This window comes from Trinickia sp. NRRL B-1857 (genome assembly GCF_050470685.1).
Classification (GTDB): Bacteria; Pseudomonadota; Gammaproteobacteria; order Burkholderiales; family Burkholderiaceae; genus Trinickia.
This window is the reverse complement of record NZ_JBFLUK010000011.1, coordinates 1371338-1398101: the sequence shown is the minus strand read 5'-3', so window position 1 is coordinate 1398101 and position 26764 is coordinate 1371338. Positions and strand designations below refer to the sequence as shown.

The 26764-nt window shown below is 61.6% G+C and carries 1 protein-coding gene (only partly in view); it reads left to right on the top strand.

Annotation, left to right across the window (positions count from 1 at the left end):
• Positions 1 to 26764 carry the 3' portion of an SDR family NAD(P)-dependent oxidoreductase gene (locus AB1286_RS26695; protein WP_430366228.1) on the top strand. 2132 nt of this gene lie to the left of the window's left edge, so 26764 of the gene's 28896 nt are visible here — the last part of the coding sequence; the start codon falls outside the window, past its left edge; its stop codon occupies positions 26762 to 26764.

The following is a 26764-nucleotide window of genomic DNA, read 5'->3' as shown; positions in this document are numbered from 1 at the left end:
ACAAACACGTGGCATGCATGCGCTTGAAACGGCTGAGGGCATTCAGGCGCTTTACGACGCATTCGCCTCGGGCCAGTCTCAGGTGGTGGTGTTGGCCGGCAGCGTCAAGCGGCTGAAGTCGATGTTCCTGCGCGAGGCGGCGATGCAGTCGCAGGCCGCGGCAACGCCGGCAATGGGAGAAGGGGAGCTTACCGAGAAGGTACAGGCGGCGCTGATGCAAACCGTCTCGACCTTGCTGAGGGTCGAGATTGCCGCTTTGGAATTGGACGCGGAACTGAGCGAGTACGGCATCGACTCGATCGGCTTCACGCAGTTGAATAACCAACTGAATCGCGCTTTTAAGCTGTCGCTCGAGCCGACGGTTTTCTTCGAATACACAACCCTGGGCAGTATGGCCGAGTATCTGGTGCGATCGCACGGCGACGCGATGGCGGCCGTATTGGCGCCGGGGCAGGCGCATGCACAGGCGCAGCCGAAACCCGAGGCGGAATCGGTACAACAGTCCTCCGGGGTCGCGCATGCGCATCCGGTCGTGGCTCGCTCGCTGAACGCAGGGCGTCGCCGCCGCTTCGCCTCGGAGCTGCCGGCGGTAACGACGCAGCGCTCTGCGAAGGATGAACCGGAGGCGATCGCGATTATCGGCATGAGCGGGTGTTTCCCGCAAGCGCCGGACTTGGACGCGTTCTGGCAGAACTTGCTGCAAGAGCGTAGCTGCATTAGCGAAGTGCCGGCCGAGCGTTGGGATTGGCGCACGGTCTACGGCGAGATGGGCCCGAAGGACGGCAGCGGCGGCCTCAAATGGGGCGGCTTCATGGACGGCATCAGCGAGTTCGATGCGCTGTTCTTCGGCATCTCGCCGCGCGAAGCGGAATTGATGGATCCGCAGCAACGCTTGTTGATGACGTTCGTATGGCGTGCGATCGAGGATGCAGGGTATTCGGCGCAGAGCTTATCCGGTAGCGATACGGCGGTGTTCATTGGCGTGGGCGATACCGGATACAGCGGACTGATTTCGCGAGCGGGCGCGCGCGTGGAAGGCTATAGCAGTACGAGTTTGGTCCCCTCGATCGGGCCGAACCGGATGAGCTACTTCTTGAATCTGCACGGTCCGAGCGAGCCGATCGAGACGGCGTGCTCAAGTTCGCTGGTGGCGATCCATCGCGCATTGCAGGGCTTGGCCAACGACAGTTTCGAAATGGCGGTGGTGGGCGGCGTCAATACGTTGGTCAGCCCGATGACGTTCCTGAGTTTCAGCAAGGCGGGAATGCTCTGCGAGGACGGGCGGTGCAAGACGTTCTCGAAGGATGCGAATGGGTACGTGCGCGGCGAAGGCGCGGGGATGTTGGTGCTCAAGAAACTGAGCGCGGCCGAACGCGACGGCGACCATATCTACGGCTTGATCCGAGGCAGCGCGGAGAACCATGGCGGACGAGCGCAGTCGCTCACGGCGCCCAATCCGAAGGCGCAGGCCGCTTTGCTCAAGCGTGTGTATTCGCAGGCGGGTATCGATCCGCGTACGGTTAGCTATATCGAGGCGCATGGGACGGGCACGCCGCTGGGCGATCCGATCGAAGTCAATGCGCTGAAGAGTGCATTCGCCGAATTGGGCGGAGAGGGGTTGCCGGCAGGCTATTGCGGGTTGGGCTCGGTCAAGACCAACATCGGTCACTTGGAGTTGGCGGCGGGCGTGGCGGGCGTGATCAAGGTCTTGTTGCAGTTCAAGCACAAGACGTTGGTGAAGAGCTTGCACAGCGAGCAGGTCAATCCGTATATCCAGTTGGAGGACAGCCCGTTTTACATCGTGCAGCGCAATCAGCCGTGGGAGCGACTGAAAGACGAGAGTGGAAACGCGTTGCCGCGGCGCGCGGGCGTGAGTTCGTTCGGCTTCGGCGGGGTGAACGCGCACGTGATTCTGGAGGAGTACATTCCGAAGGAAGAGGCCCGCGTTGCGATGCCGGTGTCATCGGCTAAGCCGGCGATGGTCGTGCTGTCGGCGAAGAACGATGAGCGGTTGAGGGAGCAAGTTCAGCAACTGCTGGAGGCGGTTCAAGCACGGCAATTGACCGACTCCGATCTAGCGGATGTGGCGTACACGTTGCAGATCGGGCGCGAGGCGATGGATGCGCGGCTGGGCCTGCTGGTCGATTCGATGGCGGTACTCAAGGACAAGCTGCGCGCGGTCTTGGATGGCCGTGACGTCGCAGGGGTGTACCAAGGGCACGCCAAACGTGGCAAGGAAGCACAAGACGGAACGATTGGCGCAGACGTTGCGCAGTGGGCCGCCGATGGTCACTACGGCAAACTGCTCGAGTCGTGGGTGAAGGGGCTGGTGTTCGACTGGCGCAAGCTCTACAGCGAAACCAAGCCGCGGCGTCTCAGCCTGCCTACCTATCCGTTCGCGAAGGACCGGTATTGGATGCCCTCTCCGAAGGCCCTCGTGTCGACGAGCGATGCGGTGGTGGCCTCTGTACTGGATCAAAACACTTCGAGCCTAAACGAACAGTGCTTCAACTCCGCCTTGGGCGGTGACGAATTTGTCGAAGGAAAAGCCCTCGGTATCCAGGCGACGTCTGAAGTCGCGGCCGAGATCGATGCGCGTCTGTTGAGGGAGAAGACGCTATATCGATTGAAGACGGTGTTTTCGGAAGCGAGCAAGCTGTCTATCGATCGTTTGGATGCGAGCGAGCCGTTCGAGAGCTACGGCATCGACTCGATCATGATCATGGCGCTGAACGAGAAGCTAGTGGCGGTGTTCGGTGAGCTGTCGAAGACGTTGTTCTACGAATACGCCACGCTCGATGCGTTGGCCGGCTACTTTGCGCAAGCGCATACCGAGGCGAGTACGCGTTGGTGCGGTCTAGACACGCCGACGCACGAGAGCGGATCAAGGCCGCGAAACGAAGGTGCAATTGAGCCACGTTCGACGCGAGGCCAAGTAGACGGCGAACGCCGTGTACTCGCAACTCGACAGTCCGCGGAACGTGAGCCGATCGCAATCATCGGTATCAGTGGGCGGTATCCGCAGGCGTCGAGCTTAGAGGCGTTCTGGGAGAACTTGAAGTCGGGCCGAGATAGCATCACGGAGATCCCGCAAGAGCGGTGGTCGCTGACCGATTTCTATGAGGCCGACCCCGAGCGGGCATTGGCCGAGGGCAAGAGCTATAGCAAGTGGGGTGGTTTCCTCGACGGCTTCGCCGATTTCGATCCGCTGTTTTTCAATATTCCGCCGAGCCAAGCGGAAGGAATGGATCCGCAAGAGCGCTTGTTCGTGCAGGCGTGCTGGTCCGCGCTGGAAGATAGCGGTTATACGCGGGAGCGTTTGGAGAGCCGGCACCAACGCCGGGTAGGCGTGTTCGCGGGTATCACGAAGACGGGCTTCGATCTGTATGGCCCGCCGCTATGGCGTCAGGGCGAGAAATTCCATCCGCACACGTCGTTTGGTTCGGTGGCCAATCGCGTGTCGTATCTGCTGAATCTGCAAGGCCCGAGCATGCCGATCGATACGATGTGCTCGGCTTCGTTGACGGCAATTCACGAAGCGTGCGAGCACTTGTATCGAGGCGAATGCGAGTTGGCCTTGGCCGGAGGCGTGAACCTTTATGTGCATCCGTCCAATTACATCGCGTTGAGCATGCAGCGGATGCTGTCCTCCGACGGCCGGTGCAAGAGTTTCGGTGAAGGCGGCAACGGCTTCGTGCCGGGCGAAGGCGTAGGTGTCGTGCTGCTTAAGCCGCTGAGCCGGGCACAGGCCGATGGTGACGTGATCCACGCGGTGATTCGCGGCACGAGCATCAATCACGGCGGCAAGACCAACGGCTACACGGTACCAAGCCCGAATGCGCAGGAAGAATTGATTCGTCAGGCGCAGCAGCGCTCGGGCGTTCATCCGCGCACGATCAGTTATATCGAAGCGCATGGTACGGGCACTTCGTTGGGTGATCCGATTGAAATCACGGGATTGACTAAGGCGTTCGGAGAAACGGGCGAGGCGGGCCAGTACTGCGCGATCGGCTCGGCCAAGTCGAACATCGGTCATGCCGAGAGCGCAGCGGGTATTGCGGGCGTGACGAAGGTTGTGCTTCAGATGAAGTACAAGACGCTTGTGCCGAGCCTGCATGCCGATACGCTCAATCCGAACATCGACTTCGAGAAGACGCCGTTCGTGGTTCAGCGCGAGTTGGGCGAATGGAAGCGGCCGGTGGTGTCGGTCGACGGGGGGCCGGCAAAGGAATATCCGCGCATCGCGGGCATTTCTTCGTTTGGCGCGGGCGGCTCCAACGCGCACGTGATTCTGGAAGAGTACATCCCGAGCGAAGAGGCTCGTGCAATTGTGCCCGTCACGTCGGCAAGGCCGGCGGTTATCGTGCTGTCGGCGAAGAATGAAGAGCGCTTGCAGGACCAAGTTCGCCAATTGTTGGAGGCAGTGCAGGCCAGAGACTTGACCGATGCCGACCTAGCCGACGTAGCCTACACGCTGCAAGTGGGACGCGAGGCGATGGAAGCGCGCGTGGGCCTGCTGGCCGATTCGATGCAAGCGTTGAAGGACAAACTGAGCGGCATCCTCGAAGGACGGAGCCTCGAAGACGTCTATGAGGGCCACCAGAAGCGCAGCAAGGAATCGCTGGGGCTATTCGCCGGAGACGACGACTTCCGTCAAACGATCGACTCGTGGGTGTCCAAGGGCAAATACGGCAAGCTGGTGGAGCTGTGGGCCAAGGGCATGACGGTGGACTGGGAGATGCTGTACGGCGATACGAAGCCGCGCCGTCTGACTCTGCCGACCTATCCGTTCGCGAGGGAACGTTATTGGGTACCCGCTACGCAGGAGCGCGCTGCGACGGCCGCTTCCGTATTGCATCCGTTGCTTCACCGTAATACCTCGACGCTTAGCGAACAGCGATTCAGCTCGACTTTTACCGGCGACGAACGCGCGCTGCGCGAACTCAAATTGGAGGGTCGGTGCATCCTGCCGCCTGCGAGCCAACTGGAGATGGCGCGCGCCGCCGTGATCCAGGCGGCGACCGTAGCGGACAAAGATGGCACTGGAGTCGTGCTCAAGCATGTGACGTTCGGTCGTCCGCTGGTGTTCGACGACGGCGAACAAACCGTACACGTTGCGCTGCTGCCGCAAGCGGGCGGCGCGATCGGCTACGAGATCTATACGCAAGCGGATGCCAATGCGGAAGCGATTGTCTATTCGCAAGGTCAAGCGGTATCGGAACAAGCAATTGAGCCGGTGACGGTCGAAATCGATGCGTTGCTGAAGCAGTGCCAGAACCAGCGGATCGACGGCGGTCAGTGCTATGCGGCCCTTGAAGCGTTGGGCCTTCAATATGGTCGGGGCGTCCGTGCGCTCGAATCGCTGTACGTGGGCGAAGACGATCGAAACCGTCCACAAGTGCTGGCTAAGCTCGCGATGCCGGCGGGGTCGAGTGTCGAGTCGTTCGTGTTGAATCCGAGCGTATTGGACGCTGCGTGGGTTGCTGCGTTGGGGCTGAATCTAGGCGAGTCAGGGACGTTCGACGGCAAGGCGTCGTCGCCCTTTGCGCTGGAGCGCCTCGAAATCTTCGGCGCATCTCCGTCGCAAGCATGGGCATGGGTGCGTTTTAGCGCGGGGAGCAAAACCGATACCGCGGTCCGCACGCTCGACATCGACCTGATGGACGAGCAAGGGCTCGTCTTCGCTCGTTTGCTGGGTTGCCGCTCGCGCGTGCAAGCGCTCGTTGAAAGAGAGGTACCTTCGGATCGAGTCGCGTCCAATACGGATCTCCTGAAGGAGAAAACGCTATATCGGCTGAAGATGCTGTTCTCGGAAGCGAGCAAGCTGCCGATGGATCGTCTGGATGCGAGCGAGCCGCTCGAAAGTTACGGCATCGACTCGATCATGATCATGGCGTTGAACGAGAAGCTGGTGGCAGTGTTCGGCGAATTGTCGAAGACGCTGTTCTACGAATACGCAAGCCTCGATTTACTGGCCGGTTATTTCGCGCAAGAGCACGCGGAGACGAGCATCCGTTGGTGCGGTGTGAATGCCGCGAAGCGCGAGAGCCAGCGACAGACACAAAGCGTTAGCGAAGGCGCCACTCAGTTGCGCTCGTTCAGAGGACAAGGACGTGCGCTATTGAGCCGGGGTTCCGCGGAACGCGAACCGATCGCAATCATCGGCATTAGCGGGCGCTATCCGCAGGCGTCGAGTCTAGAAGCGTTCTGGGAGAACTTGAAGTCGGGCCGAGATAGCATCACGGAGATTCCGCAAGAGCGGTGGTCGCTGACCGATTTCTATGAGGCCGACCCCGAGCGGGCATTGGCCGAAGGCAGGAGCTATAGCAAGTGGGGTGGCTTCCTCGACGGCTTCGCCGACTTCGATCCGCTGTTTTTCAATATTCCGCCGAGCCAAGCCGAAGGGATGGACCCGCAAGAACGCCTGTTCGTGCAGGCGTGCTGGTCCGCGCTGGAAGATAGCGGTTACACGCGAGAGCGTTTGGAGAGCAGGCACCAACGCCGGGTAGGCGTGTTCGCGGGTATCACGAAGACGGGCTTCGATCTGTATGGCCCGCCGCTGTGGCGTCAGGGCGAGAAATTCCATCCGCACACGTCGTTTGGTTCGGTGGCCAATCGCGTGTCGTATCTGCTGAATCTGCAAGGCCCGAGCATGCCGATCGATACGATGTGCTCGGCTTCGTTGACGGCAATTCACGAAGCGTGCGAGCACTTGTACCGAGGCGAATGCGAGTTGGCCTTGGCCGGGGGCGTGAACCTCTATGTGCATCCGTCCAATTACATCGCGTTGAGCATGCAGCGGATGCTGTCCTCCGACGGCCGGTGCAAGAGTTTCGGTGAAGGCGGCAACGGCTTCGTGCCGGGTGAAGGCGTAGGTGTCGTGCTGCTTAAGCCGCTAAGCCGGGCACAGGCCGATGGCGACGTGATCCACGCGGTGATTCGCGGCACGAGCATCAACCACGGCGGCAAGACCAACGGCTACACGGTACCGAGCCCGAATGCGCAGGAGGAATTGATTCGTCAGGCGCAGCAGCGTTCGGGCGTTCATCCGCGCACGATCAGTTATATCGAAGCGCATGGCACGGGTACGGCGTTAGGCGATCCGATCGAAATCACCGGATTGACTAAGGCGTTCGGAGAAACGGGCGAGGCAGGTCAGTACTGCGCGATCGGTTCGGCGAAATCGAACATCGGTCATGCCGAAAGCGCGGCGGGCATTGCCGGTGTCACGAAAGTTGTGCTCCAGATGAAGCACAAGACACTGGTGCCGAGCCTGCATGCCGATACGCTCAATCCGAACATCGACTTCGAGAAGACGCCGTTCGTCGTTCAGCGGGAGTTGGGCGAGTGGAAGCGGCCGGTGGTGTCGATCGATGGGGGACCGGCAAAAGAATATCCGCGTATTGCAGGCATCTCGTCGTTCGGCGCGGGCGGCTCCAACGCGCACGTGATTCTAGAGGAATACATCCCGAGCGAAGAGGCTCGTGCAATTGTGCCCGTCACGTCGGCAAGGCCGGCGGTTATCGTGCTGTCGGCGAAGAACGAGGAGCGCTTGCAAGACCAAGTGCGCCAACTGCTGGAGGCCGTGCAAACCCGAGACTTGACGGATGCCGACCTAGCGGACGTAGCCTACACGCTGCAAGTGGGACGCGAGGCGATGGAGGCTCGGTTGGGCGTATTGGCCGAGTCGGTCGATTCACTGAAGGATAAGTTGCACGCGATCATCGACGGCGGCGCCTCGGAAGACGTTCACACAGGACAGGTCAAGCGAAATAAGGACGCGCTGGGTCTGTTCGTCGGCGATGAGGATTTGCAGCAAGCGATCGAATCGTGGGTATCCAAGGGCAAATACGGCAAGCTCCTCGAGTTGTGGGTGAAGGGACTGGTATTCGATTGGAACAAGCTATACGGCGATACGAAGCCGCGCTGCATCAGCCTGCCGACCTATCCGTTTGCGAAGGAACGGTATTGGGTACCGGCCACCAAAGAGCGCGTCGCGGCAGGTGGTGCCGCATTACATCCGCTCCTCCATCAAAACACCTCTGACTTTAACGAACAGCGCTTCAGTTCGACCTTCAACGGAAGCGAGTTCTTCCTGCGCGACCATATCGTCCGGGGCCAACGTGTGCTACCCGCGATGGCTCATCTGGAGATGGCGCGCGCGGCCTTGGTGCAGACCACGCGCGCTGCGGGCATCAAGCTCGAGCGTGTGACGTTTGCTCAGCCATTGATCGTGGGCGATGCGGGACAGCAGGTACACGTCGTGTTGATACCGCAAGACGGCGGGATGATCGCCTATGAGATCTACTCGCAAGCTGAGGAGGACGCGCAAGCCATCGTCTACTCGCAGGGCCAAGCGGTATTGGGCGAACAGACGGCGTGCGCCGCGTTGTCCGTGAATCAGCTGCGGGCGCAATGCGAGGACCGGACCGTCGGCGGCGCCGACTGCTATGCGGCCTTCGATGCATCGGGCTTGAATTACGGTGCGAGTTTCCGCGGGTTGGAGGCGCTATACATCGGTCGCGACGATCAGGGGCGGGTTCAGGCGTTGGCAAAGCTCGCGATGCCGGCCGGCACTAGCGTCGACGGGTTCGTGTTGCATCCAAGCATGATGGAGGCGGCGCTGCAAGCTGCCTTGGGCATGAACCTCATGGGCGAATCGGGCCGCAACGCACTTTCGCCCAGTGCACTGGAACGATTGGACGTGTTCGGTCCGTGTTCGTCGCAAGCGTGGGCGTGGGTGCGTTATGGCACTGGCAGCACGGCCGGCCGCACGGTGCGCGAACTCGATATCGACGTGATGGATGTGCACGGTCAGGTTTGCGCGCGCCTGCACGGGTTGAGCTCGCGCGTTGTCGAGCACATCGCCGTGTCGAATAATGCGCCTGTCGGCACGCTGCTGCTCAAACCGCAGTGGCGAGCCCAACCCATAGAAGGCGCTGCTCGTGCGGCCCATGCTCAGCGCTGGGTGGTGCTGAACGCGGAATTCGAGGCCTTGGCCGAGAAGATCGAAGCGCAAGTGCCGCAAGCGCGACATGCGCTGTTGGGCGGCGACAGCGGCATCGCCGCGCGCTACGAAGCGGCAACCGCGCAGATGACGGCACTGTTGCAAACGGTCCTAAAGGCGAAGCCGGCCGGTGATGTGCTGTTGCAAGTCGTGATCGCAGACGACGGCGAGGCCCAATTGATGGCGGGGCTCTCGGGGCTCCTGAAAACGGCTCGTCAAGAGAATCCGAAGCTGCAAGGGCAATTGATCAGCGTGAGCAGGCAAGCCACGGCGGACGATGTCTCAACCGTATTGCAAGAAAACGCAGCCGCTCCGCAGGACGCGCGTGTGCGCTATGTAGGGGGCGAACGGCAATTGGTTACGCTCGCCGAGGTCGAGGTGCCCGCAAACACGCCGGCTCAATTGCTGTGGCGCGACGCCGGCGTGTATCTGATTACCGGTGGAGCGGGGGGATTGGGGTTGCTGTTCGCGCGCGAAATCGCCGAGCACTGCCACGCGCCGGTTTTGGTACTGAGCGGGCGCTCCGCACTCGATGAGCGCAAGCAATCCCAGCTCGAGCAACTGCGCGCGTTGGGCGCGACGGTGGTGTACCGCCAGGCGGATATTGCCGATGCGCTCGTGGTGCAGGGCTTGGTCGATGGAATCGTCGACGAGTTCGGCGCATTGCATGGGATCGTCCATAGCGCGGGGGTGATTCGCGACAACTTCCTGCTGAAGAAGACGACGGCCGAGTTGCGCGCGGTATTGGCGCCGAAGGTGTCGGGGCTTGTCGCGATTGACGAAGCGACGCGGGAGATGGCACTCGATTGGATGGTGCTGTTTTCATCGGCAGCCGGTGTGTTCGGCAACGTGGGGCAAGCGGACTACGCGGCGGCCAATAGCTTTATGGACGGTTACGCGGCGTATCGCAACGCCATGGTTGCGGCCGGCCGGCGGCATGGACGAACCCTTTCCGTCAATTGGCCGTTGTGGGCCGAAGGCGGTATGCAGGTGGATGCCGCTGTACGTGCGAGTTTGCGCGAGCGGGGTATGCGTCCGCTCGAAACGGCCGCGGGGATTCAGGCGCTTTACGACGCGTTTGCATCGGAACAGTCGCAGGTGGTCGTACTCGCCACTGCCGAGGCGCAACCGCGCCAAGCTACTGCCAAAGCAGGTGCCGAGATCGCGGAGGTCGCCGAAATCGACGCGCATGTCGTGAAAGAGAAAACGCTGTATCGATTGAAGACGTTGTTCTCGGCGGCGAGCAAGCTACCCGTCGATCGTCTGGATGCGAGCGAGCCGCTGGAGAGCTATGGCATTGACTCGATCATGATCATGGCGCTGAACGAGAAGCTGGTGGCGGTATTCGGGGCGCTGTCGAAGACGCTGTTTTACGAATACGCGAGTCTCGATGCGTTGGCAGGGTATTTTGCCGAAGAGCATACCGAAGCGAGTAAGCGTTGGTGCGGGCTGAATGCAACGCGCGGTGACCATACGCCGAAGGCGAAAACTTCGAGCGATGGCCAGGGCACGCTTCAGCTTCGTTCGATTAGAGGGCAGACGATAGGCCGGAGCCGGGCGCCGGAGGCTCGAGGGCCTGGCGAACGCGAGCCGATCGCAATCATCGGTATCAGTGGACGGTATCCGCAGGCGTCGAGCTTAGAGGCGTTCTGGGAGAACTTGAAGTCGGGCCGAGATAGCATCACGGAGATCCCGCAAGAGCGGTGGTCGCTGACCGATTTCTATGAGGCCGACCCCGAGCGGGCATTGGCCGAAGGCAGGAGCTATAGCAAGTGGGGTGGCTTCCTCGACGGCTTCGCCGACTTCGATCCGCTGTTTTTCAATATTCCGCCGAGCCAAGCCGAAGGGATGGATCCGCAAGAGCGCTTGTTCGTGCAGGCGTGCTGGTCTGCGCTGGAAGATAGCGGTTATACGCGAGAGCGTTTGGAGAGCAGGCACCAACGCCGGGTAGGCGTGTTTGCAGGTATCACGAAGACGGGCTTCGATCTGTATGGCCCGCCGCTGTGGCGACAAGGCGAGAAATTCCATCCGCACACGTCGTTTGGTTCGGTGGCCAATCGCGTGTCGTATCTGCTGAATCTGCAAGGCCCGAGCATGCCGATCGATACGATGTGCTCGGCTTCGTTGACGGCAATTCACGAAGCGTGCGAGCACTTGTACCGAGGCGAATGCGAGTTGGCCTTGGCCGGAGGCGTGAACCTCTATGTGCATCCGTCCAATTACATCGCGTTGAGTATGCAGCGGATGCTGTCTTCCGACGGCCGGTGCAAGAGTTTCGGTGAAGGCGGCAACGGCTTCGTGCCGGGCGAGGGCGTGGGTGTCGTGCTGCTTAAACCGTTGAGCCGAGCGCAGGCCGACGGCGACGTGATCCACGCGGTGATTCGTGGCACGAGCATCAACCACGGCGGCAAGACCAACGGCTACACGGTACCGAGCCCGAATGCGCAGGAAGAATTGATTCGTCAGGCGCAGCAGCGCTCGGGCGTTCATCCGCGCACGATCAGCTATATCGAAGCGCATGGCACGGGTACGGCGTTAGGCGATCCGATCGAAATCACCGGATTGACTAAGGCGTTCGGAGAAACGGGCGAGGCAGGTCAGTACTGCGCGATCGGTTCGGCGAAATCGAACATCGGTCATGCCGAAAGCGCGGCGGGTATTGCCGGTGTCACGAAAGTTGTGCTCCAGATGAAGCACAAGACACTGGTGCCGAGCCTGCATGCCGATACGCTCAATCCGAACATCGACTTCGAGAAGACGCCGTTCGTGGTTCAGCGCGAGTTGGGCGAATGGAAGCGGCCGGTGGTGTCGGTCGACGGGGGGCCGGCAAAGGAATATCCGCGCATCGCGGGCATTTCTTCGTTTGGCGCGGGCGGCTCCAACGCGCACGTGATTCTGGAAGAGTACATCCCGAGCGAAGAGGCTCGTGCAATTGTGCCCGTCACGTCGGCAAGGCCGGCGGTTATTGTGCTGTCGGCGAAGAATGAGGAGCGCTTGCAGGACCAAGTTCGCCAATTGTTGGAGGCAGTGCAAACCCGAGACTTGACCGATGCCGACCTAGCCGACGTAGCCTACACGCTGCAAGTGGGACGCGAGGCGATGGAAGCGCGCGTGGGCCTGCTGGCCGATTCGATGCAAGCGTTGAAGGACAAGCTGAGCGGCATCCTCGAAGGACGGAGCCTCGAAGACGTCTATGAGGGCCACCAGAAGCGCAGCAAGGAATCGCTGGGGCTATTCGCCGGAGACGACGACTTCCGTCAAACGATCGACTCGTGGGTGTCCAAGGGCAAATACGGCAAGCTGGTGGAGCTGTGGGCCAAGGGCATGACGGTGGACTGGGAGACGCTGTACGGCGATACGAAGCCGCGCCGTCTGAGTCTACCCACCTATCCGTTCGCGAAGGAACGCTATTGGGTACCGGCAATGAAGGAGCGCGGCGCCACGGGCGCTGTCGCACTGCACCCGTTACTCCACCAAAACACGTCTAACCTTGCCGATCAACGCTTCAGTTCAGCCTTCAAGGGAGACGAATTCTTCCTGCGCGATCATGTGGTTCAGGGACAGCGCGTCCTGCCCGGTGTCGCGCACCTTGAGATGGCCCGCGCCGCGGTGATGCAGGCGGCCGATCTTGACCAAAATGGCACGAGCGCGGTCGTGCTCAAGCAAGTGACGTTTGCTCGGCCGCTTGTGGTGAGCGAGTCGGGACAAGCGGTGCATATCGCCTTGACGCCGCAAGACGATGGCGAGATCGACTACGAGATCTACACGCAAGCGGATAAGACCGCGGATGCCGTCATGCATTCGCAAGGGCGTGCCGTGCTCATCGAAGCGAGCGAGCCGGACGCATTGGCTTTGGACGCGTTGCATGCACAGTGCCAAAGCACGATCGTGGAGGGCGCGCAGTGCTACGCCATCTACGATGCGCTCGGCCTGCAATACGGCGCCACCTTCCGCGGCATCGAAGCCTTGCATATCGGCCAAGACGATCGCGGTCAGGCGCAGGTGTTAGCCAAGCTGGCGCTGCCGGCCTCCTTGAGCGTCGAACCGTTCGTTTTGCACCCGAGCATGATGGATGCCGCGTTGCAGTCTTCGCTGGGGCTGAGCCTTGGCGAATCGGACGGAAAGGCCGCGTTGCCGTTTGCGCTGGAACGCCTAGAGATCGTCGGCACGTGCCCGGCGCAGGCTTGGGCGTGGGTGCGATACAGCGACGGTAGCTCCGCGGATAGTGCAGTGCGTAAGCTCGATATCGACTTGATGAACGAGCAAGGGCTCGTCAGCGTGCGTCTGCGAGGATTCAGCTCTCGAGTAGTCGAGGCAGGGACCGCCATCGAGGCAACGGCCGACGCCGACGACGTTGCGATGATCGGCGCGATTTCGCTTACGCCGGTTTGGGGAGTCGCGAAGCCGGTGTGGGAGGCGCCGGTGAGCAGCGCAAACGGTCTCGTGATCGTCGGTGGGATCGAACGTCAACGCGAGGCCGTCTTGCGGCGTTACCCGGCCGCTCGCGTATTGCCGCTCGACGCCGAGGACAGCATCGATGCGATCGTCGAAGTGCTCAAGGCACAGGGGCCGATCGAGCACGTGTTCTGGATCGTGCCGGCCGATGAAGACGGTTTTGATCGGCAACAAGAGCGCGGTGTGATGACGGGCTTCCGCTTGATCAAAGCGCTCTTGCAATTGGGTTATGAATCGAAGCCGTTGCGTTGGACGGCCATCACCGAGCAGACCCAAGGCATCGATCGCCATGAGGCGATCCAGCCCGGTCACGCCAGCGTGCACGGATTGATCGGCTCGCTCGCCAAGGAATACCGCGGCTGGAAGGTGCAGTTGATCGACGTGGCGGCCGGCACCTGGCCGTTGGATGACATGCTGACGCTACCTGTCGAGGCCGGAGGCAATGCATGGGCTTATCGTGCGGGCCAATGGCATCGGCAACAGGTCGTCCCTTGCGAGTTGGCGCAAGCGGATAAAACGCGTTTCCTCCAAGGCGGCGTCTACGTCGTCATTGGTGGAGCCGGCGGCATCGGCGAAGCGTTGAGCGAGTATCTGATTCGGCACTACCAGGCCCAGTTGGTCTGGATCGGCCGCCGCGAAGTCGATAGCGCGATCCAAGACAAACTAGATCGTCTGGGCGCGCTCGGTCCTCGTCCGCGCTACTTCGCGGCCGACGCTGCCGATGCGGGCGCATTGAACCGGGCATATGAGCAAATCAAGGCGGCATTCGGCGCGATCCATGGCGTGGTTCATGCCGCGATCGTGTTGTCGGATAAGAGCCTGGCTCAAATGGAAGAAGCGCGATTCAAGCAGAGCCTCGTCGCCAAAGTCGATACGAGCGTGCGGCTGGCCGAGGTGTTCGGGCGAGAAGCGTTGGATTTCATATTGTTTTTCTCGTCGCTACAGTCGTTCGTCAAAGCACCCGGTCAAAGCAATTACGCGGCCGGCTGCACCTTCAAGGACGCGTTTGCGCAATGGCTTGCCGGCCAAGTCGCTTGCCCTGTAAAGGTCGTGAACTGGGGCTATTGGGGCAGTGTGGGCGTGGTGGCATCGTCTTCGTATCAGGATCGGATGGCACAGGCGGGAATCGGCTCGATCGAGCCGCCGGAAGCCATGGACCTCTTGGAGAGGCTGCTGGCGGGGCCGATCGATCAAGTGGCGTTCTTCAAGACGACGAAGCCGGAAGTGCTGCCGGTGATGAGAAAGAGCCTTGGCTTGGAGTTGAGCGTGCAGGAAACCATTCGGGTCTCCCATCGGAGCGCACCGTCCCTCATGCCAGCGCTGGGCCGCGTAGGACAGGCGAAGCGCGTGGCCGCCGTGGCACAAGATCGCGGCGCCGAAGCGAACGCCAAGGCCCTGATGGTAGCGCTCGGCCAATTGCTGTGGGCGCAGCTCGGTCAATTGGGATTCGCGAGCGGCGTATCCGATTTGCCTCGCTGGAAAGCGCAAGCCGGCTTGCCGGCGATGTATGAGCGATGGCTCGAAGAAAGCCTGCGCGTGCTCGAGAACGACGGCTTCTTGACGTCGGAAAACGGATCGTATCGTGCAACCGGCGTTACCCCGGCGAACGTGGATGAGCTGTGGCCGCGGTGGGACGAGGACAAGGCGACATGGTCGAGCTCGCCGCACATGCGCGCGCAGTTGCGTCTGGTCGAAACCACGTTGCGTGCGCTGCCCGATGTCCTCACCGGCAAGCGTCTCGCCACGGACGTCATGTTCCCTGACTCTTCGATGGAATTGGTCGAAAACGTCTACAAGAACAACCGGCAAGCGGACTATTTCAACGAGGTGCTTGCCGACGTCGTGGTTGCCTATGTCGAGGCCCGAATCGCGGCTCAACCCGATGCGCGCGTACGCATTTTCGAAATCGGCGCCGGCACGGGCGGAACCAGTGCGTTGGTCTTCAAAGCGCTCAAGCCGTACGAGGCGCATATCGAGACCTATGTTTACACGGACCTTTCGAAGGCATTCTTACTGCACGCTCAAGAGCAGTACGGACCGACCACGCCTTATCTGGATTACCGGCTGTTCAACGCGGAGCAGGCGCCGGAGCTGCAAGGCGTAGACATGGGCAGCTTCGACTTGGTGCTGGCGACCAATGTGTTGCATGCAACCCGGAATATCCGTGAGACGGTGGGCCACGCCAAGGCGATATTGAAACGCAATGGGGTGTTGCTGCTCAACGAAATGTCCAGCAACAACCTGTTCACCCATTTGACCTTCGGTCTGTTGGAGGGGTGGTGGCGCTACGACGATCCGGCACTGCGCATCGAAGGATCGCCGGCACTGACGCCGCAAAGCTGGCAACGCGTGTTGACGGCCGAGGGGTTCGGTTCCGTCTCTTTTCCGGCTGAACCGGCCCATGGCCTGGGGCAGCAAGTCGTTGTGGCCGAGAGCGACGGTGTGATCCGCCAACGACGAGTCGCGGCGCCTGCGCCTGTGCGTAGCGTGCGCGTCGAAGCCGAGCGGCCGGTCATTCGCGAAGTCGCGGCGAGGGCGCCTGAATCGGCGGCTCGCACGTCGGTTCCCGTCGCGCCGACGGCGCAAACCGGCGCCGCGCTCAAAGAGAAGTTGACGTCGCACATCAAAAAGCTGGTCGCGCAGACGCTGAAAATGTCCGCGAACCAACTCGACGCGTCCGAGCCGCTGGAGCGCTACGGGATCGATTCGATTCTCGTCGTGCAAATCGGCAATAGGCTTAATCAGGTGTTTAGCGACGTGAACAGCACGTTGCTATTCGAACATAAAACGATCGATGCGCTCGCGGACCATTTCTTGGAAACGCAGCGGGAAACGGCGCTGAAGATCACCGGGCTCGACGTTCAGCAGGCCGCGCCTCGCGCGACGAGCGCGGCGCCCGCGGCGTCCGCGGCGCCCATAATTAAACCGGCGGCCGGCAATCGGTTGACCCGTCAGCGTGTGCAGTTGCAACAGGTACCGTCAGCTTCGCCGGCGCGCAATCAGGACGTGGCGATCATCGGGATGTCGGGTCGTTACGCTCAGGCCCGCGATACGACCGAGTTCTGGACCAACCTGCGCGAGGGCAAAAATTGCATCGGCGAGATTCCCGCGGAACGTTGGAAATGGGAGGCCTACTTCTCCGAGGAAAAAGGCAAGTGGGGGTCGATTTATACGAAATGGGGCGGCTTCATCGACGGCATCGACGAGTTCGATCCGCTGTTTTTCCATATCGCGCCTAGCGAGGCCGAGCAAATGGATCCGCAGGAACGGCTGTTCTTGCAGGAAGCCTATGCCAGTATCGAAGACGCCGGCTATACGCCTGCGAGCCTGTGCGCGAGTCGCAGCGTAGGGGTTTTTGTCGGGGTGATGAACAGCACCTATACGGTGCAGCCGAATCATTGGTCGATCGCCAATCGCGTGTCTTACCTGCTCGACTTCAATGGTCCGAGCCTGGCGGTGGACACGGCCTGTTCGTCGTCGCTGACGGCGATTTATCTGGCGTTGGAAAGTCTCGCCAACGGCACGAGCGAATGCGCCATTGCGGGCGGTGTGAACTTGATCGAGCATCCGGTCCACTACATGGGCCTGTCGGCGATGACGATGCTGTCCAGCGGCAATCAATGCCGTGCCTTCGGCGATAAGGCCGACGGGTTCGTGGACGGCGAAGGTGTCGGCGCACTGGTGCTGAAGCCGTTGCAGCAAGCGATCGCCGATGGCGACCATATCTATGGCGTGATCAAAGGCGGCATGCTCAATGCGGGCGGTAAGACCAACGGGTTTACCGTCCCCAATCCCACGGCCCAACAAAAGCTCATCGCGGCCGCTTTGCAGCGCTCGGGCGTGCATCCGCGCACGATCAGCTATATCGAGGCGCACGGCACCGGAACCGCGCTGGGCGACCCGATCGAAATCGCCGGACTGAGCAAGGCGTTCGCGCCAGGCGGCGATGCGCGCCAGTACTGCGCGATCGGTTCGGCCAAATCGAATATCGGGCATTGCGAGAGCGCAGCCGGCGTGGCGGGCGTCACCAAAGTGTTGCTGCAAATGAAGCACAAGACGCTCGTCCCGAGCCTGCATGCGCAAACGCTGAACCCGAATATCGATTTCGAAAAGACGCCTTTTGCCGTCCAACGGGAATTGGGCGAATGGAAGCGGCCCGTCGTCTCGGTGGACGGCGCCGCGCTGCGAGAGTACCCGCGCATCGCGGGCGTGTCGTCGTTTGGCGCCGGTGGCGCTAACGCGCACGTGATCTTGGAGGAGTACATCCCGAGCGAGGGAGCTCGCGCGGCGATCCCGGTGTCGGCGGAACGACCCGCCGTGGTGGTGTTGTCGGCAAAGAACGACGAGCGGTTGAAGGAGCAAGTTCGCCGGCTTTTGGATGCGGTTCGGGCACAGGAGCTCGGCGACGAGGATCTGGCCGACCTGGCTTACACGCTGCAAGTCGGACGCGAGGCGATGGAGGCGCGTATCGGCTTGCTCGCCAACTCGGTCGAATCGCTGAAGGACAAGCTGCAAGCGGTCCTCGACGGCGAAGACGTGGAGGACGCGCACACGGGGCAGGTCAAGCGCAATAAGGAAGCGCTGGGCGTATTTGCCGGCGACGAAGACTTGCAACAGGCGATCGAATCGTGGGTGGCCAAGGGCAAGTACGGCAAGCTGCTCGAGTTGTGGGTGAAGGGGTTGGTATTCGATTGGGCGCGTCTCTATCCTGATGGGACGCCGCGGCGTATCAGTTTGCCGACCTACCCGTTCGCGAAAGAGCGGTATTGGGCGCCGATCACGAAGGCGTTGACGGCGGGGCATGCCCCGGCGAATGAAGCGTCGCCGGTGACGGTGGGTATCGATGCGGCTCCTGTCTCCTCGGTTCAGAGCGAACCGGCCGAGGTGCTGACGTTCGAGGAGGCGTGGGTAGAGCTGGCGCCGCCCGAACGGGATGGGCAATCGATACCGCGTACCCTGGTGTGTTTCTTGAACGATGCGCAGCAGCAACGGGATGCGCTCGAGACGCTGGCGGCATTCGATTCGTCAATCAAGGTGGTGTTCGTCGCGCGGGAAGTGCGGGAAGCCGCTGCGGACGCGGCTGTCTATTCGATTGCGGCGGCATCGGATATGCAGGGCTACGCTAGCCTACTCTCCGCGATCGAGACCGAACAAGGCTGCATCGATGCCGTCCTTTACGGCTGGCCGCTCGAAGCGCCGCAGTGGGTCGAACAAGCCACGCCGGTCGTGCATTTGATTCAGGCGTTGGCGCACAACAAATCCTCGTGCAAACGCGTGCTGCTTGGGACGAGCGGCGCCGAAGCGCTATCGCGCTGCCATAGCGAGTCGTGGGTCGGGTTCGAGCGCTCGTTGGGTCTTGTGCTGCCCCATCTGAAGGTTGCCGTGATGCACCTGGAAGACGAGGCAGCGGCGGACGCAAGGCAATGCATGCGTTGCGCCATGCACGAGCTAGGGTCGACTTCGTTCGAAAGCGCGCTATATCGGCACGGCAAGCGTTATGTTTTGCGCGCGCGATCGACCGTCCTGCAACACGGCGAGACTCGGCTGCGTCAACGCGGGACGTACCTGATCACCGGGGGATGGGGCGGCCTCGGGCAGCTATTCGCACGGCACTTGGCCGAGCGCTACGGCGCCAAGCTGATCCTTACCGGCCGCTCGCCGCTGAACGCCGAGCGGGAGCGTCAACTGCGGGAGTTGGAAGCCTTGGGTGCGCAGGTCGAGTACCTGCAAGCCGACGTTTGCGACGCTAGTGCAATGCAGGCGGGATTGGCACGGGCGAGCGAACGCTTTGGCGCGATTCATGGGGTGATCCATGCAGCCGGGATCGACAGCGCGCAAAGCATCTTGTCGACGCCGTCGCAGCAGTTCGAGCAAGTGCTCGCGCCGAAGGTCAAAGGCACGCTGGTGCTGGATGCGTTGCTGCAAGATCAGGCGCTCGATTTTGTCTGCTACTTCTCGTCGACATCGGCGGTGTTGGGCGACTTCAGTGCGTGCAGCTATGCGATAGGCAATCGATTCTTGATGGCGTATGCGCGCGAGCGGAGTGGCCAATCAGGCGCGGCGCGCGTGATCTGCTGGCCGCTGTGGCGCGATGGCGGCATGCAGGTGGGCGATGAAGGCGCGACCCGGTTGTATCTGGAATCGAGCGGTCAGCGCGCGCTGGAGGCATCGGAGGGCTTGGACGTTTTCGAGTGCGCGCTGAGCGCTGACGGTATCCAGCATGTGGTGATGTCAGGACGCCGTAGTCGGATCAACGGTATGTTGGGGCTGGGTGCGGATAAGGTGATTGCCTTGTCGACGTCGGTACCGCTTGCGACTACTCCGACATTTACTACCGCTACGCCGGCCGGCAAAGGCTATCGCACGGCGATGCAGGGTTTCACGTTGGAGCAATGCGTGATGTGGGACCTGAAGGAGCTGGTCAGCGAGCAATTGAAGGTGCCGCGCCAGCGTCTCGATGTCACGGAGAATCTGGCCGACTTCGGGTTTGATTCGATCAGCCTGGCCACGTTCGCTCGCAATTTGAGCGCGCATTACGGTATCGAATTCACGCCGGCTCAATTCTTCAGCCATCCGACGCTGGAGCAATTGGGCGTGCATTTGCAGCGGCAGCACGGCGAGATGCTGGAGGCGTTCTACCGAGAAGGTGGCCAGGTCGAAGTGGTGCAAGCGGCAATGCCGACTCAGGTTGCGGCACCCGTGGCTCGGCCTGTTGAGGCGAGTCGCAGCGACGTTGTTGGTGCTACACACGGAAATCAGCCGCTCAACATAGCGAACGTCAAGCAACCGCTCGGCATGGCGAACGAGCCCATCGCGATCATCGGCATGAGCGGCCGCTTTCCACAAGCGCGCAGCGTTGCCGAGTTGTGGGCGATTCTGAGCGGCGGCAAGGATGCGGTCGAGGCGATCCCGGGCGAGCGCTTCGATTGGCGCGAATACTTTGGCGACCCGGCCAGCGAGCCGGGCAAGACCAATTGCAAGTGGGGCGGTTTCGTCCCCGGCGTGGCCGAATTCGATCCGCTGTTCTTCGAAGTGTCGCCTCGCGAAGCCGAGCGTATGGATCCGCGCCAACGGCTGTTACTGCAAGAGGCGTGGAAAGCGCTCGAAGATGCAGGCTACGGAAGCGAACAGCTCAATCGAAGCAAGGTGGGGATGTTCGTGGGCGCCGAGCAAGGCGACTATCAGTTGCTGCCGGGCAGCCGAGGCGCGGTAACGGGCAACCATGACGGGATGCTTGGCGCGCGGCTCGCGTACTTCTTGGACCTGAAAGGTCCGGTGATGACGATCAACACGGCGTGCTCGTCAGGTTTGGTCGCGGCTCATCAAGCGTGCTTGAGCTTGCATGCCGGCGAATGCGATACGGCAATCGTTGGCGCGGCCAATCTGTTGCTCACGCCGGGTAGTTACGCCGGCATGAGTCAGATGGGCATGCTTTCATCCGATGGGCACTGCTTCGCCTTCGATAAGCGAGCCAACGGCATGGTGCCGGGCGAGGCCGTGGTGGCGTTGGTGCTGAAGCGGCTGAGCCAAGCGCAGGCCGACGGCGATCCGATCTACGCGTTGATCCACGGTAGTGGCATCAACTACGACGGCAAGACCAACGGCATCACGGCGCCGAGCGGCGCTTCGCAGACGGCGTTGCTGCGGCAGGTGTACGAACGCCATGCGATCGATCCGGAGTCGATCAGTCACGTGGTGACGCATGGCACCGGAACGCGCCTAGGCGACCCGATCGAAATCAATGCGTTGTACGACACGTTCAAGGACCAAACGAGCAGCCAGGGTTTCTGCGCGCTGACGTCGACCAAAAGCAACCTCGGTCATACGTTGGGTGCGTCGGGGCTCGTAAGCCTGGTGGCATTGACGCAAGGGCTGCGGCACGCGGTGATTCCGGCGAGCCTGCATTGCGAGCAAGAGAGCGACTATATTCAGTGGCAATCGAGCCCGTTCTATGTGAACAAGGAAACGAAGCGTTGGCCGGCGAGAGCGGGGCAGCCGCGCCGAGGTGCGGTGAGTGCATTCGGGATGACGGGCACGAACGCACACATGGTGGTCGATGCGTACGACGCGCCTGAGACGCAGGTGGTATCGAACGTGCCGCCGAGTTTCCTGCTGGTGTTGTCGGCGAAGACGAGCGAGGCGTTGGAGCACAAGATCGCCGATATTCTGACGGTGCTGCGCGAAGGCGAGTGGGACGCGCAAGCGCTCTCGCAGATGAGCTATACGTTGTTGTGCGGGCGGCAGCACTTCCGGTATCGCAGCGCGGTGGTGGTGCGCGATCGCGACCATGCGGTGCACGTCTGGAGCGAGGCGGCGAGCAAGGAGAAGCTGTCGAATCTGTTCCATGGCGAGGTTGGCCGCGACTTTACCGGGCAAAAGGCGATCGAGTCGTATGCACGGGATCTACTGGTCCAAACGGCGTTGTTGCAGGGCGAGCGCCAGCGGTACCAGGAGAACCTGCATGCGTTGGCGGACTTGTACTGCCAAGGCTATGCGTTGCCGTGGGATCAGTTGTACGGCGAGCACAAGCCGCGGCGTATCAGCTTGCCGACCTATCCGTTCGCAAGAAACCGATACTGGGTAGAGATTGCGGCCGAACACGTCGAAACGGTCGAGGCCGTATCGCGTCCGGTATCGCAACCCGTGCTGCACCCATTGCTGCATGTCAATACGTCGAACCTCGATAAGCAGCGTTTCAGTTCGACCTTCACGGGCGAAGAGTTCTTCTTGCGTGATCACGTCGTGCAAGGCCAGCGCGTGCTGCCTGGTGTGGCGCATCTGGAGATGGCGCGTGCGGCCATTGCACAAGCTGCGGACATTGCAGAAGCGCGTGCGGCCGGCGTCACGATCAAGCAGGTTGTGTTTGCTCGGCCACTGGTCGTGGGCGATGCGTCGCAATCCGTGCATATCGCGCTAGTGCCGCAAGACGCGGGCGAGATTGGCTACGAGATCTACACGCAAGCGGAGAAGGGGGGCGAAGCGGTCGTGCATTCGCAGGGGCGTATCGCATTGGGCGAGCGTCCCGAGTCCGTCACGCTAACGCTGGACGCATTGCGTGCGCAATGCCAAGACAAGCGCATCGAGGGGGCGCAGTGCTACGCGCTCTTCGATGCGTTGGGGTTGCAATACGGGTCGGGCTTCCGGGCAATCGAATCGTTGCATATCGGTCGCGACGCGCACGGACAGGCGCAGGTGCTCGCCAAGCTCACGATGCCTGCCGGGTTGAGCGCAGAGCCGTTTGTGTTGCATCCGAGCATCATGGATGGCGCGCTACAGGCGTCGCTCGGACTGAGCTTCGGCGAATCCGGCGGCAAGGCGTCGTTGCCGTTTGCGTTGGAGCGGTTGCAGCTGTGGGACGCTTGCCCCTCGCAGGCCTGGGCGTGGGTGCGCTATAGCGCCGGCAGCACGGCAGACAGCGCGGTACGCAAGCTCGATATCGACGTCATGGATGAAAGCGGCCGAGTTTGTGTCCGGCTGCATGGATTCACCTCGCGAATGGTCGACGGCTCGACCGATACGGCCGCTGTCGGCACGTTGCTGCTGAAACCGGAGTGGCGGGCTCAGGCGGTCGAGAGCGAGGCGCCGGTTGGCTTTGCGCAACGCTGGGTGGTTCTGGGCGAGCAATGGGCGGCACTGGCCGCCGACGTCGAAGCGAAACTCCCGCAAGCGCAATGCGAAGTACTGCGTAGCGAAGGCGGTATTGCGGCGCGCTACGAATCCGCGACTACGCAGGTGTTGGCGCTGCTGCAAGTCGTGTTGCAAGCCAAGCCGAGCGGCGATGTGCTGTTGCAGGTGGTGATCGCCGACGAAGGCGAGGCTCAACTGTCGGCGGGGATAGCGGGACTTCTCAAGACGGCTCGGCAAGAGAATCCGAAATTGCTCGGGCAAGTCATTAGCATCGGCAAACAAGCGAGTGCCGATCAAGTGGCGACGGCGCTGCAAGAAAACGCGTCGGCCCCGCAAGATGTGCAGGTGCGCTATGTCGAAGGCGCGCGGCAGGTGGTTGGCCTAGTCGAACTCGATGCGTCCGCGCTCTTGCCAGTTGGATCGCCGTGGCGCGACGCCGGCGTGTATCTGATTACCGGTGGTGCGGGGGGATTGGGGTTGCTGTTCGCGCGCGAAATCGCCGAGCATTGCCACACGCCGGTTTTGGTCCTGAGCGGGCGCTCCGCACTCGACGAGCACAAGCTATCCCAGCTCGAGCAACTGCGCGCGTTGGGCGCGACGGTGGTATACCGCCAGGCGGATATTGCCGATGCGCTCATGGTGCAGGGCTTGGTCGATGGAATCGTCGACGAGTTCGGCGCATTGCATGGGATCGTTCATAGCGCGGGCGTGATTCGCGACAACTTCCTGCTGAAGAAGACGACGGCCGAGTTGCGCGCGGTATTGGCGCCGAAGGTGTCGGGGCTTGTGGCGCTGGATGAAGCAACGCGGGAGATCTCGCTCGATTGGATGGTGCTGTTTTCATCGGTAACCGGTGTGTTCGGCAACGTGGGGCAAGCGGACTACGCGGCGGCCAATAGCTTTATGGACGGTTACGCGGCGTATCGCAACGCCATGGTTGCGGCCGGCCGGCGGCATGGACGAACCCTTTCCGTCAATTGGCCGCTGTGGGCCGACGGTGGTATGCAGGTTGACGTCGCCGTACTAGAGCGGATGCAAACCCGCGGAATGCATGCGCTCGAAACGGCCGCGGGGATTCGTGCGCTTTACGAGGCGTTTGCGTCCGAACAAGCGCAAGTGATCGTTGTGGCCGGTGTCGTCAAGCGATTGCAGTCGATGTTCTTACGCATTCCGAAGCCCGCGCCGGCCATGCAAGCCGAAGCGGTGACCACATCGACGATCACGCCGGCGATCACCGAAAGCGAGCTGCTGGAAAAGATCCAGACGGCCTTGATGCAAGCCGTCTCGACTTTGCTCAAGGTGGATGTGGACGATTTGGAACTGGACGCGGAACTGAGCGAGTACGGCATCGACTCGATCGGCTTCACGCAGTTGAATAACCAACTGAATCGCGCTTTTAAGCTGTCGCTCGAGCCGACGGTCTTCTTCGAATTCACGACGCTGGGCAGTATGGCCGAGCACCTCATGCAATCGCATGGTGCCGCAATGACAGCGGCGTTGGCCCCGGCTCAGGTGGAGACCAAGGTAGCGGTTGCGGCGCCGACTCGGTCGCCGTTGCCGGTGGACGTGGTCCCGAGGCCGGAGCTGGACACCTTCGTCGAGCCGCCCCCCATTTATGCCGAGCCGGTGAGCCTAGAGCGTGGACGCCGGTTCACATCCGAGCTACCGGCGGTAACGACGCAGCGCTCCGCGAAGGATGAACCGGAGGCGATCGCGATCATCGGCATGAGCGGGTGTTTCCCGCAAGCGCCGGACTTGGACGCGTTCTGGCAGAACTTGCTGCAAGAGCGTAGCTGCATTAGCGAAGTGCCGGCCGAGCGTTGGGATTGGCGCACGGTCTACGGCGAGATGGGTCCGAAGGACGGCAGCGGCGGCCTCAAATGGGGCGGCTTCATGGACGGCATCAGCGAGTTCGATGCGCTGTTCTTCGGCATCTCGCCGCGCGAAGCGGAATTGATGGATCCGCAGCAGCGCTTGTTGATGACGTTCGTATGGCGTGCGATCGAGGATGCAGGGTATTCGGCGCAGAGCTTATCCGGTAGCGATACGGCGGTCTTCATTGGCGTGGGCGATACCGGCTACAGCGGACTGATTTCGCGAGCGGGCGCGCGCGTGGAAGGCTATAGCAGTACGAGTTTGGTCCCCTCGATCGGGCCGAACCGGATGAGCTACTTCTTGAATCTGCACGGTCCGAGCGAGCCGATCGAGACGGCGTGCTCAAGCTCGCTGGTGGCGATACATCGCGCATTGCAGGGCTTGGCCAACGACAGCTTCGCCATGGCGGTCGTGGGCGGCGTCAATACGTTGGTCAGCCCGATGACGTTCCTGAGTTTCAGCAAGGCGGGAATGCTCTGCGAGGACGGGCGATGCAAGACGTTCTCGAAGGATGCGAATGGGTACGTGCGCGGCGAAGGCGCGGGGATGTTGGTGCTCAAGAAACTGAGCGCGGCCGAACGCGACGGCGACCATATCTACGGCTTGATCCGAGGCAGCGCGGAGAACCATGGCGGACGAGCACAGTCGCTCACGGCGCCCAATCCGAAGGCGCAGGCCGCTTTGCTCAAGCGTGTGTATTCGCAGGCGGGCATCGATCCGCGTACGGTTAGCTATATCGAGGCACACGGGACGGGCACGCCGCTGGGCGATCCGATCGAAGTCAATGCGCTCAAGAGCGCGTTCGCCGAATTGGGTGGAGAGGGGTTGCCGGCCGGCTATTGCGGGTTGGGCTCGGTGAAGACCAACATCGGTCACTTGGAGTTGGCTGCGGGCGTGGCGGGCGTGATCAAGGTCTTGTTGCAGTTCAAGCACAAGACGTTGGTGAAGAGCTTGCACAGCGAGCAGGTCAATCCGTATATCCAGTTGGAGGACAGCCCGTTTTACATCGTGCAGCGCAATCAGCCGTGGGAGCGACTGAAAGACGAGAGCGGAAATGCGTTGCCGCGGCGTGCGGGCGTGAGTTCGTTCGGCTTCGGCGGGGTGAACGCGCACGTGATTCTGGAGGAGTACATTCCGAAGGAAGAGGCCCGCGTTGCGATGCCGGTGTCGTCGGCAAAGCCTGCGATGGTCGTGCTGTCGGCGAAGAACGATGAGCGGTTGAAGGAGCAAGTTCAGCAACTGCTGGAGGCGGTTCAAGCACGGCAATTGACCGACTCCGATCTAGCGGATGTGGCGTACACGTTGCAGATCGGGCGCGAGGCGATGGATGCGAGGCTGGGCCTGCTGGTCGATTCGATGGCGGTACTCAAGGACAAGCTGCGCGCGGTCTTGGATGGCCGCGACGTCGCAGGGGTGTACCAAGGACACATTAGGCGCGGCAAAGAAGCACAAGACGGATCGGTCAGTTCAGACGTTGCGCAGTGGGTATCCGATGGTCACTACGGCAAACTGCTCGAGTCGTGGGTGAAGGGGCTGGCGTTCGACTGGCGCAAGCTCTACGGCGAGACCAAGCCGCGACGCCTCAGCCTGCCTACCTATCCGTTCGCGAAAGAGCGGTATTGGGTGTCGTCAGCCAAGCCGAGCATTGAAGAACCACAGGAAAAAAACCTAGTCAATGACCTCGACGAGCACGCGTTATATGGCGCGTTGATCGATGGCATAAAGGGAGGTGAATTGACGGTTGAAGAGGCGATACGCGAACTCGAGCGAATGGGCATTACGTTCGATGAGCCCGCTTGA